This window comes from Bradyrhizobium arachidis, from assembly GCF_015291705.1.
Lineage (GTDB): Bacteria > Pseudomonadota > Alphaproteobacteria > Rhizobiales > Xanthobacteraceae > Bradyrhizobium > Bradyrhizobium arachidis.
The window spans coordinates 7,968,795-7,985,381 of the sequence record NZ_CP030050.1 but is presented as its reverse complement, the minus strand read 5'-3'; the positions used below and the strand labels follow the sequence as shown (position 1 = coordinate 7,985,381).

The 16,587-nt window shown below is 64.3% G+C and carries 14 protein-coding genes; 11 read left to right on the top strand and 3 right to left on the bottom strand.

Annotation, left to right across the window (positions count from 1 at the left end; genetic code table 11):
- Positions 1–127: 127 nt before the first annotated feature.
- The 4 genes from WN72_RS37670 to WN72_RS37655 all read left to right on the top strand — a co-directional run bounded on the left by WN72_RS37670 (position 128) and on the right by WN72_RS37655 (position 7,385).
- Entirely contained in the window at positions 128–3,457 is a 3,330-nt protein-coding gene (locus tag WN72_RS37670) for an AAA family ATPase (protein WP_092212806.1), read from the top strand.
- 300 nt (positions 3,458–3,757) lie between these two features.
- Complete coding sequence (locus WN72_RS37665) at positions 3,758–6,025, top strand: TonB-dependent siderophore receptor (protein ID WP_167380622.1); 2,268 nt, start codon at positions 3,758–3,760, stop codon at positions 6,023–6,025.
- 20 nt (positions 6,026–6,045) lie between these two features.
- Entirely contained in the window at positions 6,046–7,194 is a 1,149-nt protein-coding gene (locus tag WN72_RS37660; protein ID WP_092212802.1) for a PepSY-associated TM helix domain-containing protein, read from the top strand.
- Complete coding sequence (locus WN72_RS37655) at positions 7,191–7,385, top strand: hypothetical protein (RefSeq protein WP_092212800.1); 195 nt, start codon at positions 7,191–7,193, stop codon at positions 7,383–7,385. The genes WN72_RS37660 and WN72_RS37655 overlap by 4 nt, the downstream gene beginning before the upstream one ends.
- A gap of 21 nt (positions 7,386–7,406) precedes the next feature.
- On the opposite strand, the gene WN72_RS37650 is transcribed toward WN72_RS37655, so the two are convergent.
- Positions 7,407–8,630, bottom strand: coding sequence for a polyhydroxyalkanoate depolymerase (locus WN72_RS37650; protein ID WP_027560737.1), 1,224 nt, complete (start codon positions 8,628–8,630; stop codon positions 7,407–7,409).
- 168 nt (positions 8,631–8,798) lie between these two features.
- Between WN72_RS37650 and WN72_RS37645 the strand changes: the two genes are divergently transcribed.
- Positions 8,799–9,455, top strand: a complete 657-nt coding sequence (locus WN72_RS37645) for a glutathione S-transferase family protein (protein WP_027560736.1) — start codon at positions 8,799–8,801, stop codon at positions 9,453–9,455.
- A gap of 281 nt (positions 9,456–9,736) precedes the next feature.
- Here WN72_RS37645 and WN72_RS37640 read toward each other — a convergent pair whose 3' ends face one another.
- Entirely contained in the window at positions 9,737–9,961 is a 225-nt protein-coding gene (locus WN72_RS37640) for a hypothetical protein (protein WP_011089440.1), read from the bottom strand.
- Between the two features lie 182 nt (positions 9,962–10,143).
- Between WN72_RS37640 and WN72_RS37635 the strand changes: the two genes are divergently transcribed.
- Complete coding sequence (locus WN72_RS37635; protein ID WP_027560735.1) at positions 10,144–10,500, top strand: hypothetical protein; 357 nt, start codon at positions 10,144–10,146, stop codon at positions 10,498–10,500.
- A 9-nt stretch (positions 10,501–10,509) separates the two neighbouring features.
- On the opposite strand, the gene WN72_RS37630 is transcribed toward WN72_RS37635, so the two are convergent.
- Positions 10,510–11,613 (bottom strand): mandelate racemase/muconate lactonizing enzyme family protein, encoded by a 1,104-nt coding sequence (locus WN72_RS37630; protein ID WP_092212798.1) that lies wholly within the window; start codon positions 11,611–11,613, stop codon positions 10,510–10,512.
- 169 nt (positions 11,614–11,782) lie between these two features.
- Between WN72_RS37630 and WN72_RS37625 the strand changes: the two genes are divergently transcribed.
- The 5 genes from WN72_RS37625 (at position 11,783) to WN72_RS37605 (ending at position 16,579) form a co-directional block, all read left to right on the top strand.
- Complete coding sequence (locus WN72_RS37625; protein ID WP_092212796.1) at positions 11,783–12,616, top strand: AraC family transcriptional regulator; 834 nt, start codon at positions 11,783–11,785, stop codon at positions 12,614–12,616.
- A gap of 136 nt (positions 12,617–12,752) precedes the next feature.
- The gene (locus tag WN72_RS37620; protein ID WP_092212794.1) at positions 12,753–13,679 is read left to right on the top strand and encodes an SMP-30/gluconolactonase/LRE family protein; all 927 of its coding nucleotides are present in this window, start codon (positions 12,753–12,755) and stop codon (positions 13,677–13,679) included.
- A gap of 119 nt (positions 13,680–13,798) precedes the next feature.
- The gene (locus tag WN72_RS37615) at positions 13,799–14,392 is read left to right on the top strand and encodes a GNAT family N-acetyltransferase (protein WP_092212792.1); all 594 of its coding nucleotides are present in this window, start codon (positions 13,799–13,801) and stop codon (positions 14,390–14,392) included.
- 16 nt (positions 14,393–14,408) lie between these two features.
- Positions 14,409–16,055, top strand: coding sequence for a GMC family oxidoreductase (locus WN72_RS37610; protein WP_092212790.1), 1,647 nt, complete (start codon positions 14,409–14,411; stop codon positions 16,053–16,055).
- A gap of 143 nt (positions 16,056–16,198) precedes the next feature.
- Positions 16,199–16,579: a hypothetical protein gene (locus WN72_RS37605; RefSeq protein ID WP_143130532.1), complete on the top strand. Its 381-nt coding sequence runs from the start codon at positions 16,199–16,201 to the stop codon at positions 16,577–16,579.
- The last annotated feature ends 8 nt before the right edge of the window (positions 16,580–16,587 follow it).

The window sequence follows — 16,587 nt, the reverse complement described above, 5'->3', positions numbered from 1 at the left end:
TCGGTACCGAGTAACCTAATTTTCGCAAAACAAGACAAGGCGTGCCATCATAGTGCCGTTGGCATATTGTCTCGGCGCGGCCGTGGTCCAAGAGTCTGCTAATCGCCAGCCATGAGATGGGTGAGCCATGCAGATTGCGGAGTGGCTCGAGAAGCTAGGGCTTGGGCAATACGCGGAGCGCTTTGCCCAGAATGGGATCGACGTAAGCGTCCTTCCCGAGCTGATGGATGAGGACTTTGACAAGCTCGGAGTCCTGCTCGGTCATCGCCGCAAGATGTTGCGTGCCATTGCCGACCTCGATCCGGCCGCGTTGATCGCATCGCCGGCTCCTCCTCACGACGCCGAGCGGCGCCACCTCACCGTCATGTTTTGCGATCTGGTCGGCTCGACCGCGCTCTCGGCACGTCTCGATCCCGAGGATATGTGGGAAGTGATCCGGGTCTACCGCGCCGCATGTGCGCGCGTCATTGCCGCCTATGACGGCAGCATAGCCAGGTTCGTCGGCGACGGAATACTCGTCTATTTCGGCTATCCGCGCGCTCACGAAGATGATGCGGAGCGCGCAGTACGCGCGGGCCTCGATATCATCTGCGCCATTCGCCAGCTCAAGACAGGCGCCGGCGAGCGGGTCGAGCTGCGGATCGCAGTTGCGACCGGGCTTGTGGTGGTCGGCGACCTCATCAGTGGAGATGCGTCAGAGGAGCACGCGACCATCGGCGATACGCCAAACCTCGCTGCCCGGCTTCAGAGCCTGGCCGAACCGGGAGTGGTCGTCGTCGCGTCATCGACGCGCCGGCTGCTGGGAGATCTCTTCACTTTTCGCAATCTCGGCCGCCGCGAAGTCAGGGGGATCGACGAACCCATCGCGGTGTGGGCGGTGGAAGGAGCGACCGCATCCGAGAGCCGCTTCGAGGCGGTCCGCGCCGCGCGCTCGATCGGCTTTGTCGGCCGCAAGGATGAGATCGAATTCATTCTCTCGCGCCAGCGCGAGGCATGGCAGGGCCAGGGCCAGATCGTCTTGATTTCCGGCGAAGCGGGCATCGGAAAGTCGCGCATCGTCGCAACGCTGTCCGAAAGTCCCTCGCTGGGGGCGCACCGTCGGGTGCGATATCAGTGTTCGCCCTACCATACCAACAGTGCGCTTCATCCCTTTGTCGCGCAGCTCGAGCGCGCCGCCGGAATCCGCTCGCACGACACGCCAGAACAAAAGCTCGACAAGCTCGAGGCAATGCTGGCGCTAGGAACCCAGCAGGTCGCCCGGGCAACACCGCTCATTGCGGCTCTGCTTTCGATTCCAACCGCTGACCATTGCCCGCCTCTTGGCTTGAGCCCGGCGCAGCAGCGGCGACAGACTTTTGCCGTCCTGCTCGATCAGCTCGAGGGGCTGGCGCGAGATCAGCCTCTGCTGATCGTCTGCGAGGATTTGCATTGGGCCGATGCTACCACGCTCGAGCTGTTCGATCTCGCGGTCGATCGGATCAGGGCATTGCCGATCCTCGTGCTCATGACATCCCGCCCAGAGTTCGAACCGTCCTGGTCGGGCCTTGCCAATGTCGGCCTGGTGCGGCTCGACCGGCTCGATCGGCAGGACACGCGCGCGCTGGTCGAGCAGGTGGTTGTCGGTCGCCAGCTGCCACGCGAGATGATGAAGCAGATCATCGACAAGACGGATGGCGTTCCGCTATTCGTCGAGGAGTTGACCAAGATGGTGCTGGAGTCCGGCCTGCTCGTCGAAGATGCCGGGCGCTTTCGCCTGAATAGTCCGCTCCCGCCGCTTGCCATTCCCGCGACGCTGCAGGATTCGCTGATGGCGCGGCTCGACCGGCTCGCTCCAGTCAAGGAGGTGGCGCAGATCGGCGCTGCCATCGGCCGCGACTTCTCATACGCGCTGCTGAAATACGTGGCGGGACGCGATGATCTGACGCTGAGCGCTGCGCTGGGACAGCTTGAAGAGGCCGAACTGCTGCTTCGCCGTGGGGCTCCGCCCGAAGCAAGCTATAGTTTCAAGCACGCTCTTGTTCAGGAAGCGGCCTACGAGAGTCTGCTCAAGAGCAAACGGCAGCTGCTTCACACGAGAATTGGCGAGGTCCTGCGTGAGAAGTTTCCGGTCGTCGCCGAGACCGAGCCGGAAGTGCTGGCGCATCACTTCACGGAAGCGGGACTGAGCGAGGTCGCCCTCGAATGGTGGCGCAAGGCGGGCCAGCAGGCGCTGAAACGCTCTGCCTATTCCGAGGCGGTCGCGCATCTCGGCAAGGCCGTTGCGACCGTTGACGACCTGCCTGACGAGCCCCGCCTGATGATGAGCAGGCTGCATCTTCAAATCTCATATGGCCGTGCATTGAGGGGCAGCCTCGGGCACAGCGCCCCCGAAACGATCGCGGCATGGACGCGTGCGCGCCAGTTCGCAGCCGACATCGATGATCCCGTCGAACTTGCGCCTGTTCATTCGGGACTGTTCAATGCCTGCCTGACACACGGCGAACTCGCTCCAATGCGGGAGCTGGCGGATGCCATTAGGAGCGCCGCCGACCGGCGACCGGACTCGCCGGTGGCCGCCATCGTTGCCCATTGGACAGGTGGCGTCACCTGCTGGTTCGCGGGCGATTACGTGAACGCGAGAACGCATCTCGAGCAGGCGCTGGCCATCTACGATGCCGAGCCGGATCCCGCGACATTCCGGGCTTCGGCACTGGATCTGCCGTTCGTGATCATGAGATTCCTTGCCCTGGTGCTCTGGCCGCTCGGTATCACCGCTCGCGCGCGCAAGCTCGCCGCCGAAGCGGTGGTTGCTTCCGGAGAAAAACGGGCGCTTTCCCGGGCCAATGCGCTGGTTCATCGCGCCGTGTTCGACGGCGTATGCGGGGGCATGTTGCAGCAAACGGAGACGATCCTGGCGCTCGGCCTCGCCCGCGACCACACGATGCCGCTGTATGTGGCCGCGGGCACCTACCTGAATGGCCTCGCCAAGTGGCGTGCCGGCGACCGCATGGCTGGTCTTGCGGACATGCGTCACGGCTGGACCTTGCTGCACGAGAACGATTGCTACCTTTGCGAGCCGTTTTGGGGGATGCATGTCGCCGCCGCGAATGCAGAGCTGGGCGAGGTCGAAACCGGGCTGGAAATCCTGAACGAGCTGATCGCCCGGACCGCACAGTCCGGCCAGCATTGGCTCGATGCCGAGCTGTATCGCGTCCGCGGAAAGCTTCTGTCGCGCCACGATTGTTCGGACGAATTCAGTGCCGAAGACGACCTCAAGCGAGCGCTGGACATCGCGCGACACCAGCAGACCAAGACGTTCGAGCTGCGCAGCGCGCTTGGACTTGCCCGCCTGCACAAGACAAATGGCCGGGCAGGTGCGGTATCCGAAGTGCTCGCGCCCGTGCTCGCTGATTTCGAGGCGGAGCGTACTCTTCCTGAATTGGTGGAAGCGAGAGAGCTGCTCACGCAAGAGCACTAGGCGCGTGCCGTTTCGCCCAGCCGGGTTGGGATCAACCAGAGCCGTCTCGATATGCCCCTGGGCGGCGTGTTCCGCGTAGCACGCCTCGACGGGAGTTCGCTCGATCGTGTTCGCGACAGATGTTTCCGCTCAGAAATATTCGACGCCTTCTAAGATAGATTCTAGCAAGCCATTCCGCCCGCGTTCTTCCCACTGCGAAGCCATCAGTTTACCGCTGTTGCGGAAGTGGAATGGGGCGTGCTGGTGGGAATTTCGAGCGGTGGAGCGAAGGCTCCGTTTGTTGCTTTGCTAGGGGTGGCGTTGGCGGGGTATGCGACCGCGGGTGTCGCGCAAACACCGGCGACGAGAGAGGGATCCGCGGCGACGCTGCCTCCCGTTACGGTCGATGCACCGAAGCCGCGTGCGCCATCGCGCGGCCAGGCGACCCGGACGTCGCGCGGTGCGCGCGCCGCCCGACCAAGGGTTGCACCGGGCCAGGGTACCGAAGCGGCACGCGTCGAGACGGCGGCAAGCCGGGGCACGTTCCGGCAGGGGAATGGCCCGATCGAGGGATATGTCGCGCATCGAACATTGGCCGGTACCAAGACCAACACGCCGATCCTCGAAGTGCCGCAGTCGGTCTCGGTGATCGGCAGCGATCAGATCCGCGACCAGGGTGCCCGGTCCGTGGTGCAGGCCGTGGGCTACACGCCGGGTATTGTCACGAACAGCCCGAACGACACGCGCTTTGAATCGCTCCGCATCCGCGGCTTTCAGCCGGTGCTCTATCTCGACGGCATGCAGCTCCCCTACGGCGCCAGCCAGTTCGGCCAGCCGAAGCTCGATCTTGCTTTGCTCGAACGGGTGGAGGTGTTGAAAGGACCGTCATCGTCACTTTACGGACAGGTCGCGCCGGGCGGCATGGTCAACCTCGTCAGCCGTCTGCCGACGGCGACGCCGGTCAACTCGGTCGAGGTTCTCGGCGATAGCTGGGGCAGGGCCCAGACCAATTTCGACGTCGGTGGCGTCAGTCAGAAGGGCGATTTGTACTGGCGCATCGCCGGCACGCTGCATGGCGGCGGCACGCAGGTCGATTTCGTCAACGATTTCCGCGGCGCTATCGCGCCGTCCTTCACCTGGAGGCCCGATCTCGACACGACCTTCACGTTCCTGAGCGGCTACCAGCGCGACATCACCGGCCTGGCGCTGCAGTTCTATCCGGCCGTGGGCACGCTGCTGCCGAGCCCCAACGGACGCATTCCGATGACGAAGTTCCTCGGTGAGCCCGGCTTCGATCATTTCGACCGCCAGCAGGCATGGGTCGGCTACCAGTTCGAGCATTCTTTCAACGAGATCTGGACGGTGCGGCAGAACGTCCGTTACTTCAACCTCCAGACCAACACCTATGCGGTCGCTGGCGGCGGCGCGGCAGGCTTGAACCCCTATCCCAATTCCGCCACGGGCGATTTCGCCACCCTCGCGCGCGCTGCTTTCAAGTTTCCTGAAAACGCCGACGCGTTCACCATGGACAATCAGGCAGAGGCCCGCTTTTCGACCGGCGCGCTCGCCCATACGGTGCTGACGGGGCTCGACTACCGTCACATCACCAGCGAGCTGAATATGGGCATCGGCGCGGCACCGTCGATCAATCTCAACAACACGGTCTATGGTGCGTCGATCGCGATGCCGGCGACCGGCACCAACACGGGCCAGCGCCAGGACCAGACCGGTCTATATGCGCAGGACCAGATTGCGCTCGGCGGATGGCGGCTGACGTTGAGCGGCCGCAGTGACTGGGTCTCCACCGACACGTTGAATTTCATTGCAAAGACGAAGCAGGGCCAGGACGACCAGGCATTCACAGGGCGCGCCGGGCTGAACTACGTGTTCGACTCCGGTGTGGCGCCGTACATTGCCTACGCCACCTCGTTCCAGCCGACCCTGGGGACGACCGCCAGCGGTGCGGCATTGGTCCCGACCACGGCCAAGCAGGCCGAGATCGGTGTCAAGTATCAGCCGGTCGGGACCAACCTGCTCCTGACCGCAGCGCTGTTCGACATGACGCAGGAGAATGTCGTCACGCCGGATCTGAACGTGTCGGGCAAGAGCGTGCAGACCGGCGAGGCGCGGTCCCGGGGTGGCGAATTCGAGGCGACGGCCAGCCTGACCGAGGGGCTGAAGCTGAAGGCATCCTATGCCTACACCGACACACTGACGACCAGGACCAACACGCCGAGCCAGCTCAACAAGCACCTCACGATCCAGCCGATGAACCAGGCGGCGCTGTGGGTGGACTACACGTTCCAGCAAGGCCAGCTCAACGGCTTCGGCTTCGGCGGCGGCGTGCGCTATATCGGCGATTCCTATGGCGATCTCGCCAACATGATCTCGATCCCGAGCTACACGCTGTTCGACGCTGCGATCCACTACGACCTGTCGAATCTCGATCGCAGGCTGCGCGGCGTGCAGCTTGCGCTCAATGCCACCAATCTGTTCGACAAATACTACGTCGCCTCGTGCACGACGCTGAGCTCCTGCTTCATCGGAGCCGGGCGCACCGTGATCGGCAGCGTTCGCTATAGCTGGTGACGAGGGAGAGCCGTTTCGTCATGACGCCCCGTTCGATCCACATCTGGAAGGAAACGCACAAGTGGACGAGCCTCGTCTGCACGCTGTTCCTGTTCATGCTGTGCCTGACGGGGCTGCCGCTGATTTTCCACGACGAGATCGACGCGGCGCTGGGGGCGACTGTCGAAGCGGACGCGGTGGCCGCGGGCACGCCGATGCTCAGCTTCGACCGCGTCCTCGAGATTGCCCGGGCGGCACAGCCGAACGAGGTGATCACGATCGTGGGCGCGGACGATGAGGACCCGATCTGGCACGTCTACATGGCATCGACGATCACTTCGCCGAAGACGGATGTTATCGTCAGCGTCGATGCTCACACCGGGCGCGTGCTCCATGTCGGCGCGACCGTCCGCGGAGCCGTCACCAAGTTTCTGCTCGATCTTCACACCGACCTGTTTCTGGAACAGCCGGGCATGCTGTTCCTGGGTGCGATGGGGCTGCTGTTTCTGACGGCGACGGTTTCCGGCGTCGTCGTCTACGGTCCGTTCATGCGCCGCCTGGATTTCGGCACCATGAGGTCGCGACGCAGGTTGTATTGGCTCGATGTGCATAATCTGTTCGGCATCGTCATTTTGGCCTGGACGCTCGTCGTCGGCGTGACCGGGGTCATCAACACACTGTCCCAGCAGATTGCGCAGCATTGGCAGCGAACCGAGCTCGTGGCGATGCTCGGCCCGTGGCGAAACGCGCCGGTGCCGCCGAAGCTTGCGTCCGCGCAGGCCGCGATCGATACCGCGCTCGCGAACGCTCCAGGCATGAAGGTGCAGTCCGTCGCAATGCCGGGATCGCCATTCGCCGGCGGTCATCATTACGGCGTCTATCTGCGCGGCAACGAGCCGCTCACCTCACGCCTGCTCAAGCCGGTGTTGATCAATGCCGACGACGGCTCCTTTGGCGAAACGCGGGATATGCCGCTTTACGTCAAGGCGCTGTTCGTGTCGCGTCCGCTGCATTTCGGCGACTACGGCGGCATGCCGCTGAAGATCATCTGGGCTCTGCTCGATCTCGTCACCCTCTTGGTGCTCGGCAGCGGCCTCTATCTCTGGGCGGCGCGGCTGCGCAAGGTGCCGGCGCGACAGGCTGCGGCGGCCGCGCGGCAATTGGCAGTGGGTGCGGAGGCGTCGCGATGACGGGCACGAGGCGCCCTTTGGTCCGGATATTCCTGGCGCCCGTCGTGATCGCCTGCGTCGTCGCTTTTGGCCTGATCTCGGCGCTGCTTGGCGACGGGATCTGGGATCAGGCGTCCTGGCTTGCGCTCGCCGTGCCGCTTGCGATCATCGTCTTCTGCATGGGCAAGCGCGCTGCTGGCCGCGGGGCGTGACAGGACGGTGGGAGGACCTGCTCACGAATTGACGTGCACGAAGTCCCGCAGCAGCGGATAGATCTCGTTGTTCCAGCGCTTGCCGGAGAACACGCCGTAATGGCCGACGCCGGCCTGCATGTGGTGGACGCGGCGATAGGCGCGCACGCCGGTGCAGAGGTCTTGCGCGGCCAGCGTCTGGCCGATCGAGCAGATGTCGTCCTTCTCGCCCTCGACCGTCATCAGGCCCATGCGGCTGACGGCTTTCGTGTTCACTGGCCGTCCCCGATGCATCAGCTTGCCCTGCGGCAACAGGTGCTCCTGGAACACGTCGCGCACGGTCTCGATGTAGAACTCCGCGGGCAGGTCCATCACGGCAAAATACTCATCGTAGAAGGTCTTGATGCTCGCGGCCTTCTCCTTCTCGCCCTTGGCGATGTGGTTGGCGAGATCCATGTGCTGCTTGATGTGGCGCTCGAGATTCATCGAGACGAAGGCGGTGAGCTGCACGAAGCCGGGATAGACCTTGCGCAGCGCGCCGCGGCACTGCACCGGCACGTAATTGATCAGGTTCTGCTCGAACCAGTCGATCGGCCGGCTCTTGGCGAACTCGTTGACCCGGGTCGGCTGGATCCGCGTGTCGATCGGGCCCGCCATCAGCGTCAGCGTCGCCGGGCGCGAGGGATGGTTGTCCTCGCACATGATCGCGGCGGCCGCGAGCGCGGACACCGACGGCTGGCAGATCGCCACCATGTGCGGGCGCGGGCCGAGCTGTCCGAGGAAGTCGATGAGATGCTCGGTGTAGTCGTCGAGGCCGAAGCGCCCCTCCTTGCGCGGAATGTCGCGCGGGTTGTGCCAATCGGTGATGTAGACGTCGTGGTCCTGCAGCAGCGTCTTCACCGTGCCGCGCAGGAGCGTGGCGAAATGGCCGGACATCGGCGCCACCAGCAGCATGCGCGGCTGCTCGGGCGCGCCATCCTTCTTGAAATGCAGCAGCGACCCGAACGGCGTCGCATAGGCGATCTCCTCGGTGATGCCGATCTCGCGGTTGCCAACCATGACGCTGTCGATGCCGTAGGCCGGGCGGTCATAGGTGAGGGTGGCGCGCGAGATCAGCTCCAGCGCGGCCGACAGCCGGCCGACCACCTGATCCGACAGGCCCTGCGGTACCAAATGGAGGAATTTGAGTGCGGACGAGGCCCCCGCCCGCCACGGCGCCGTCAGGTCCATATGGTTCTGAAAGGCCTGATAATACATCGACATCATACTGAAAGTCCGGTTGCCCCGTGTTGCTATGCAATATCGACGCCAAGCCGGACGTGGCCGCCCGCAGAATTGGCACGTCGCTTGCTGCTCTTTTCGCGGGAAGCACAGGCAATGCGCACGCCCGCGCGGCTGCGCGATGCCGACGATCAGGCGTGAGGGAAGGGTTCTATGGCGAAGGCGACACTGACCATCAGCAGCAAGAACTATTCGTCCTGGTCGCTGCGTGGCTGGCTGCTGGCAAAATTTTCCGGCCTCGATTTCGAGGAGATCGTCACCGCGCCCGACGATCCCTCGGCGCGCGCGGAGATCCTGCTACTGTCGTCCTCGATCCTGGTGCCATGCCTGCGCCACGACGGCGCGACCGTCTGGGACACGCTGGCGATCGCCGAATACCTCAACGATGTGATGCCGTCAGCCGGCCTGCTGCCTGATGATCGCGTCCAGCGCGCGCATTGCCGCTCGATCTGCGGCGAAATCCATTCCGGCTTCACCACGCTGCGCGCCTCGCTGCCGGTCAATTTGAAAGGGCACTTCCCCGGCTTCAAGATCTGGTCGCGCGCGCAGGCCGACATCGACCGCGTCTGGTTCATCTGGCGCGACTGCCTGGAGAAATCCGGCGGGCCGTTCCTGTTCGGCGAGCGGCGCACCATGGCGGATGCGATGTACGCCCCCGTGGTGACGCGCTTCGTCACCTATGACGTCAAGCTCGAGCCGCGGCTGAAGGCCTATGCCGATACCATCATGGCCATGCCCGAGATGAAGGAATGGATCGCGGCGGCGCGGGAAGAGCCGGCCGAGATCGAGGAGCTCGAGGTCGAATATTAGGCAGGCCGGGCGGCGCCCTGCCTGTTTTGGGAGCGAGGTTTTAGGCGTCGCCCTCCAGCTGCCATGTCGTTGAAGCCGTTAACGTTTAGCGCTCGCCATTGGCTCGACCGTGCCCACCTGCTGCGCAGATATTGTGTACCCGTTCGGGCTACTTGCGACATCTAGCCGTGAACAGCTGCGTACGGGGTGTTCCCGCTGATTCGGACGTGATTCGTTCGGGCCGCGTTCCGATGGTTAAGACGGAGCGCGGCCCCGTCGCGTTTTGAGACAGGCGCGGCCCGTCAGGCCACGCCGCTGTGCTTCACGCGTGGCAGGCGCCAGCCGATCACGGTGGCTTCCACCGCGATGCCGGCCTCGTGGTTCTGCCAGCGTCCCTCGACGTAGCGGCAGGCGAAAGGCAGTTGATACGTTCCGCTGTGGTCTTCGCACAAGACTTCGACCGGCAGGCCGGGTGGCGGTTCTCCGGCGCCGTCGAACTCCGCCAGACGTCTATCGCGCGTTGCCATTCGAAAAATCTCCCCTAAACAAAGCCGCGAAAGAGCGCCCACTTCTCCCGCGCGCGGATCATCGTTCCCCGTCAGAGGGAACAGCGCAAGCTCAACGCGAGAATGCGGTACGAGTGTGGTAGCCTCCGGCGGCTGCGCGCAAACAGCGCACATTGACGTGATCGATTAGATAGGAACCTTTCATGTTGCTTCGAAATGCCGGCGTTTGTTTCGCGATGTTGCTGCTCGCCGCGCTGGTTAACGCGCCGGCCTGCGCGCAGGACGTGCCCGGCATCGAGATCTGCACGGTCGAGAAGACCATGGAGCGGCGCACCAGCTGCCTGCAGAGCAATGTCGACTTTCTTCAGAAGACGATCACCAAGCTCAACCTCGATCATCAGCAGAAGCTCGATGCGGCAAATCGCCAGATCGACGCGTTGAAGACGAGCCTCGCCGGCTTGCAGAAGACGCTCGGCGATCTCCAGTCTGCGCAGACCAAGATCGCTGAGGACGTGAAGAAGAAGCAGGACGCGCCGCCGCCGAAGGATGCGGCGAAATAGCAGCAGCGATCACGCCACGCGATAGCGTTCCATCACCGCGCGATCGGGCTCGTACCCAAGTCCAGGGCCAGTCGGCACCGCGACATGACCGGTGGCATCGGCGTCGGCGCGGCCGCCCCAGAGGCAGGCTTCGCGCTTGAGATAGAACATCTCGACGAGCCCGTCGTCGCGGGTCGCCAGCAGATGCAGCGTCGCCAGCAGGCCGGGACCAAAGTAGGGAGAGTGCGGGACGATCTTGACGCCGAACTGATCGGCCGCTGCGACGACCTTCAGGAATTCCGTGATGCCGCCGACCTTCGTCACCGACGGCTGCGCGTGGCTCACCGCGCCCGCGTTCATCATCTGGCGGAATTGATATTCGGTGCAGGCGTTCTCGCCGGCGGCGATGCCGAGCCCGCCCTGGCTGCGGACGTCGGCGAGCGTTGCGAAGTCTTCCGGCGGCCAGACCGGCTCCTCCAGGAACATCGGCTGCGCGTCCGCGCACGCCCTCGCGAACGCGATCGCCTGCTCGCCTGAGAGCGGACAGTTCATGTCGACCATCAGCGGAATCTTGGGGCCGATCGCCGTGCGCGCGGCAAACACCGCAGGCGTCGTGGTCTCGTGCAGCTTGATGGCGCCATAGCCGAGCGCGAGTGCCTTCCTGCATTCGCCGGCGATGTTCTCGGGCGAGCCGATCCGCAGCAGGCTCGCATAGGCGGGAATGGACGAACGCCTGGTCTCGCCGAGCAGCCGGTGCAGCGGCACGCCCTTGATCTTCGCAGCGAGGTCCCACAACGCGATGTCGAGCCCTGAGATCGCGAACATGGTGATGCCGTAGCGGCCGAACAGATGCAGGTTGCGCTGGATCTGCTCCATCGCCGCTGGAATGCCGGCGGCATCGGGCACCTTCAGCCCGCGCGCTTGCGGCGCGATCATCTCCTCGACGGCGCTCCGCGTGGTGCGCGGGCAGACATAGGCGAAGGCATCGCCCCATCCGGTCAGCCCGGAATCGGTCGTGACCTCGACCAGCACCATGTCGAGCGCGGAGATGGCGGACGCGCCCTGGCGAAAGCTCGCGACGCCGGCGTCATAGGGGATGCGGATATGGTGCGCCCGCACATCGGTGATTTCCATGACGCGGTTCCCCTTTCTGGTGAGCGGTTTCAAGGAGTGTAGCCGCGAACACGCGGGCGTTGCCAGTGGCTATTCCCGGACTATCCTCATGCGGGGACAGCAATGCCGATCAAGCGCGATGGGAGGCATTGGCGCATGATCGCCACGCTTCGAACGAGAGCCGTAACCCATGAACCCAGCCCAGCGCGCACTCTGGTACATCGAGAGCCATCTCGCCGAGCCGATGACGCTCGACGAGATCGCCGCGATCTCGGGCGTGTCGCGGTTCCATATCGTGCGCGCGTTTGCCGCAGCCACCGGCTTGCCGGTGATGCGTTACGTGCGCGCACGCCGGCTGAGTGAGGCGGCGCGCAGTCTTGCGAACGGCGCACCGGACATTCTCAGCCTCGCGCTGGAGGCGGATTACGGCTCGCACGAAGCATTCACCCGCGCGTTCCGCGACCAGTTCGGCGTCACGCCCGAAGCGGTGCGGACCGCGACATGTGTCAGTCACCTCAAGCTACAGGAGCCGATCCTCATGGACTCCACCATGCTCGAAAATCTTGCCCCGCCGCGTTTCGAAACCGCAAAGGCCTTCCTCGTCGCCGGTCCCGCCGAGCGCATCGCCTGCGACAACGGCGCCATGATCCCTGGCCTGTGGCAGCGCTTCCACCAGGAGGTCGCCGACATTCCCGCGCGCGTTGGCAACATCGCTTATGGCGTCTGCTGCAACGGCGATGATGTCGGCAATTTTGACTATATCGCCGGCGTCGAGGTCGCCGATTTCTCCGACCTGCCGCGACGCTTCGGCCGCATCCGCATCCCCGAGCAGCGCTATGCGGTGTTCACGCACGCCGACCACGTCGCCTCGATCAGGCGCACGGTCAACACGATCTGGAATCAATGGCTGCCGGCCTCTGGCCTCAAGGCCGCGGATGCGCCGACCTTCGAGCGCTATGACGAAAAATTCGATCCCGCAACCGGCAATGGCGGCTTCGAGATCTGGCTGCCAGTAAGAGAGTAACGCGCAACGCTGGCATACCATTCGGCTTGCTTGGCAAGGTGGACCTACTTTGCCATAACCTCAGGCAAACCTTGCATGAGGGGCCGTGGCCGGACATCCCGTGCAAGCCATAACAAGTAAGCCGGGAGGGTAGCCCATGTCTGACGTCCGCGTTCTCGCCACCGACCTCGAATTTCCCGAAGGGCCGGTCGTGATGCCGGACGGCTCGGTGGTGCTGGTGGAAATCCGCGGCCAGCGCCTGACCCGCGTCTACCCCGACGGCCGCAAGGAGATCGTCGCCAAGGTGCCGGGCGGCCCGAACGGCGCCGCGCTCGGTCCCGACGGCAAGATCTACATCTGCAACAATGGCGGCTTCTCCTGGATCCCGACCCGCAACATGATCATGCCGGGCCCGCAGCCCGACGATTATCTCGGCGGCTCGATCCAGCGCGTCGACCTGCAATCCGGCAAGGTCGAGACCGTCGTCACCAAATGCGGCGAGCACGATCTGCGCGGGCCGAACGACCTCGTCTTCGACAAGCAGGGCGGCCTGTGGTTCTCCGATCTCGGCAAGCGCCGCCCGCGCGAGATGGATGTCGGCGGCATGTATTACCTCAAGCCCGGCATGAAGGAGATTGTCGAGGTCGTGCACGGCGTGCTGCCGGCCAACGGCATCGGGCTGTCGCCGGACGAGAACACCGTCTACATCGCGGAGACGCCGACCGGCCGGCTCTGGGCCTATGAGCTGTCCGCGCCCGGCACGCTCAAGCCGCGCGACGTGATCTATCGCGGCGAGCGGGGCAAGCCGATCTGCGGCCTCGGCGGCTATCAGATGTTCGACTCGCTCGCGGTCGAGGCCAACGGCAATGTCTGCGTCGCCACCCTCGTCTCCGGCTGCATCTCGGTAATCGCACCCGATGGCACCCTGGTCGAGCAGGTCCCCACCGGCGATCGCGTCACCACCAACATCGCCTTCGGCGGCCCCGAGCTGAAGACCGCCTACATCACGCTGTCGGGCAAGGGCGAACTGATCGCCATGGACTGGCCGCGCGGCGGTTTGCCGTTGAACTTTTTGAATAAGTGACGATGACGTAGTACGCCATCGTCATCCCGGGGCGGCTCGGAGAGCCGAACCCGGGATCTCGAGATTCCGGGTCTGGTCCTTCGGACCATCCCGGAATGACAATCATGAGGACCAATAAAATGCCCTGGCCTGATCCCATCACCCTGCGCGGACAGCACGCCCGTCTGGAGCCGCTGTCGAAAGAGCACCGCGAGGGGCTGATGGAGGCCGTGAAGGAGGGCGAGCTCTACACGATCTGGTATACCGCGATCCCGACGCCGGAGAACGTCGCCAAGGAGATCGACCGCCGCCTCGGCCTTCAGGCCGCGGGCTCGATGCTGCCCTTCACCGTGTTCGACGCCGCCGGCAAGATTGTCGGCCAGACCACCTACATGAACATCGATGCCGCCAACCGCCGCGTCGAGATCGGCTCGACCTGGTATGGCAAGAGCGCGCAGCGCGGCCCGCTCAACACGCAGTGCAAGCTGCTGCTGCTCACCCATGCCTTCGAGACGCTGAACTGCATCGCAGTGGAGTTCCGTACCCACTTCTTCAACCACCAGAGCCGCCGCGCCATCGAGCGCCTGGGCGCCAAGCAGGACGGCATCCTGCGCAGCCATCAGGTCGCGCCGAACGGCACGCTGCGCGACACCGTGGTCTACAGCATCACCGCCGCCGAATGGCCGACGGTGAAAACGCATCTGAACTATCAACTCAACGAAAAGCCGCGCTAGGGGCGGCCGAGGCACCATGGACAGATTTGACTATGTGATCATCGGCGCGGGCTCGGCCGGTTGCATCCTCGCCAGCCGGCTCAGCGAAGATCCCAACACCAGCGTTTGCGTGCTCGAGGCAGGCCCTTCCGACTGGCATCCGTACATTCACTTGCCGGCGGGGTTCATCAAGACCTTCCACATGAAGAGCATCAACTGGGCCTACCAGCAGGAGCCCGGTCCTTACACCGGCGGGCGCAGCATCTATGCGCCGCGCGGCAAGACGCTCGGTGGCTCCTCCTCGATCAACGGCCACATCTACAATCGCGGCCAGCGCATGGACTTCGACACCTGGGCGCAGATGGGCAATCGCGGCTGGGGCTATGCCGACGTGCTGCCCTACTTCCGGCGATTGGAGAAGCGCGTGGGTGAGGGCGAGGACACCTATCGCGGCCGCGACGGCAACCTCATCGTCACCACGATGGACTGGCGCGATCCGCTCTGCGAGGCCTTCATGGAAGGCGCGGTCTCGCTCGGCATTCCCCGCAACCCCGATTACAACGGCAAGACCCAGGAAGGCGTCTCGTACTGCCAGCGCACCATCAACAACGGCCTGCGCGTCTCCGGCGCGACCGCGTTCCTCAAGCCTGCGATGAAGCGGCCCAACGTGCATGTGCACACGCATGCGCATGCCACCGAGATCATTTTTGAAGGCAAGCGCGCCGTCGGCGTCCGCTACACCAAGGGCGGCCGCGGCGGCACGCCGGTCGAAGTGCGCGCCAACAAGGAAGTGATCCTCTCCGGCGGCACCTATAATTCGCCGCAGCTGCTCCAGCTCTCCGGCGTCGGCTCGCCGGACCTGTTGCAGGCCCACGGCATCGCCGTTCGCCATGCTCTGCCGGTCGGCGAGGGCCTGCAGGACCACTATGCACCGCGCACGGTGGCGCGCGTGAAGGATATCAAGACCATCAACGAGCTCCGCCGCGGCTTCTCGCTCTGGATCGAAGCGCTGAAATGGGCGACCGCGCGTCGCGGCCTGCTCTCGCTGTCGCCGACCATGGTCTATTGCTTCTGGCATTCCGGCGAGAGTGCAGAGAGCTCCGATCTCCAGCTCACCTTCACGCCCGCCTCCTACAAGGAAGGCGTGCAGGGCCAGCTCGAGGACGAGCCCGGCATGACGGTGGCTTCCTGGCAGCAGCGCCCGGAGAGCCGCGGCTATGTCCGCATCCGCTCCAACGATCCGTTCGCGGCGCCGATCATCCAGACCAACTATCTCGACGCCGAGCTCGACCGCCGCGTCATCGTCGGCGGCATGAAGCTCGCGCGGCGCCTGTTGAAGTCCGCGCCGCTCTCGCCCTATTACGCCTACGAGGATTTCCCCGGCCCCAACGTCAACACCGACGACGAATTTTTGCACGCCGCCACCGAGCGCGGCACCACCACCTTCCACCCCGGCTGCACCTGCCGCATGGGTCCGGCGGATTCGACCTGGGCGGTGGTCGACGACCAGCTCCGCGTCCACGGCCTCGAAGGCCTCCGCGTCATCGACGCCTCGATCATGCCGCGCATGATCTCGGCGAATTTGAATGCGTCAACGATGATGATCGCCGACCGCGCCTCGGACCTGATCCGCGGCAAGGCGCCGATGGAAGCCGCCCGCATTCCGGATGCGGCGGTGGCGTGACATCTTCGTAGGGTGGGTTAGCCAGCGGGCTGCGCGAAGCGCAGTCCGCTGGCGTAACCCACCACGTCTCCCGATGCGGAAACGAAAGAGGTGGGTTACGCTGACGCTAACCCACCCTACGGTCCTGAAGGCGTCGTAGCCATTTGAGTACAGAGCAAAATCGTTCTCTTACGGATGCCGAGCGTGACCTTGCTCGCTGGATGCTCGAGCACGGCACGGAAGAGGCAACGCAGTATCTCGATCAACTCGAGTTGGCTGAAGTCACGCCTTGGAAATGCCTGTGCGGGTGCGCCAGCATCAATTTTCAGATCAAGGGACATGCCGAACCGCCGCCGGGTGTCCATATTCTGGGTGACTTCATGATCAATCAAGGCGACCACCCTAGCGGCATCTTCATCTTTTCGAGTCGCGGCTTGCTGAGAGGCATCGAAGTCTTCGGCTTGACGGGCGATGCGCCGACTATGCTGCCACGACCTGAAAACTTGTCTTCGTTTGAACCTCCCCGTAGCCCGGATGGAGCGTAGCGCAATCC

Coding starts and splice junctions, on each gene's coding strand:
- WN72_RS37670 (WP_092212806.1), top strand. CDS start 128: ATGCAGATTGCGGAGTGGCTCGAGAAGCTAGGGCTTGGGCAATACGCG.
- WN72_RS37660 (WP_092212802.1), top strand. CDS start 6,046: ATGACGCCCCGTTCGATCCACATCTGGAAGGAAACGCACAAGTGGACG.
- WN72_RS37655 (WP_092212800.1), top strand. CDS start 7,191: ATGACGGGCACGAGGCGCCCTTTGGTCCGGATATTCCTGGCGCCCGTC.
- WN72_RS37650 (WP_027560737.1), bottom strand. CDS start 8,630: ATGATGTCGATGTATTATCAGGCCTTTCAGAACCATATGGACCTGACG.
- WN72_RS37645 (WP_027560736.1), top strand. CDS start 8,799: ATGGCGAAGGCGACACTGACCATCAGCAGCAAGAACTATTCGTCCTGG.
- WN72_RS37640 (WP_011089440.1), bottom strand. CDS start 9,961: ATGGCAACGCGCGATAGACGTCTGGCGGAGTTCGACGGCGCCGGAGAA.
- WN72_RS37635 (WP_027560735.1), top strand. CDS start 10,144: ATGTTGCTTCGAAATGCCGGCGTTTGTTTCGCGATGTTGCTGCTCGCC.
- WN72_RS37630 (WP_092212798.1), bottom strand. CDS start 11,613: ATGGAAATCACCGATGTGCGGGCGCACCATATCCGCATCCCCTATGAC.
- WN72_RS37625 (WP_092212796.1), top strand. CDS start 11,783: ATGAACCCAGCCCAGCGCGCACTCTGGTACATCGAGAGCCATCTCGCC.
- WN72_RS37620 (WP_092212794.1), top strand. CDS start 12,753: ATGTCTGACGTCCGCGTTCTCGCCACCGACCTCGAATTTCCCGAAGGG.
- WN72_RS37615 (WP_092212792.1), top strand. CDS start 13,799: ATGCCCTGGCCTGATCCCATCACCCTGCGCGGACAGCACGCCCGTCTG.
- WN72_RS37610 (WP_092212790.1), top strand. CDS start 14,409: ATGGACAGATTTGACTATGTGATCATCGGCGCGGGCTCGGCCGGTTGC.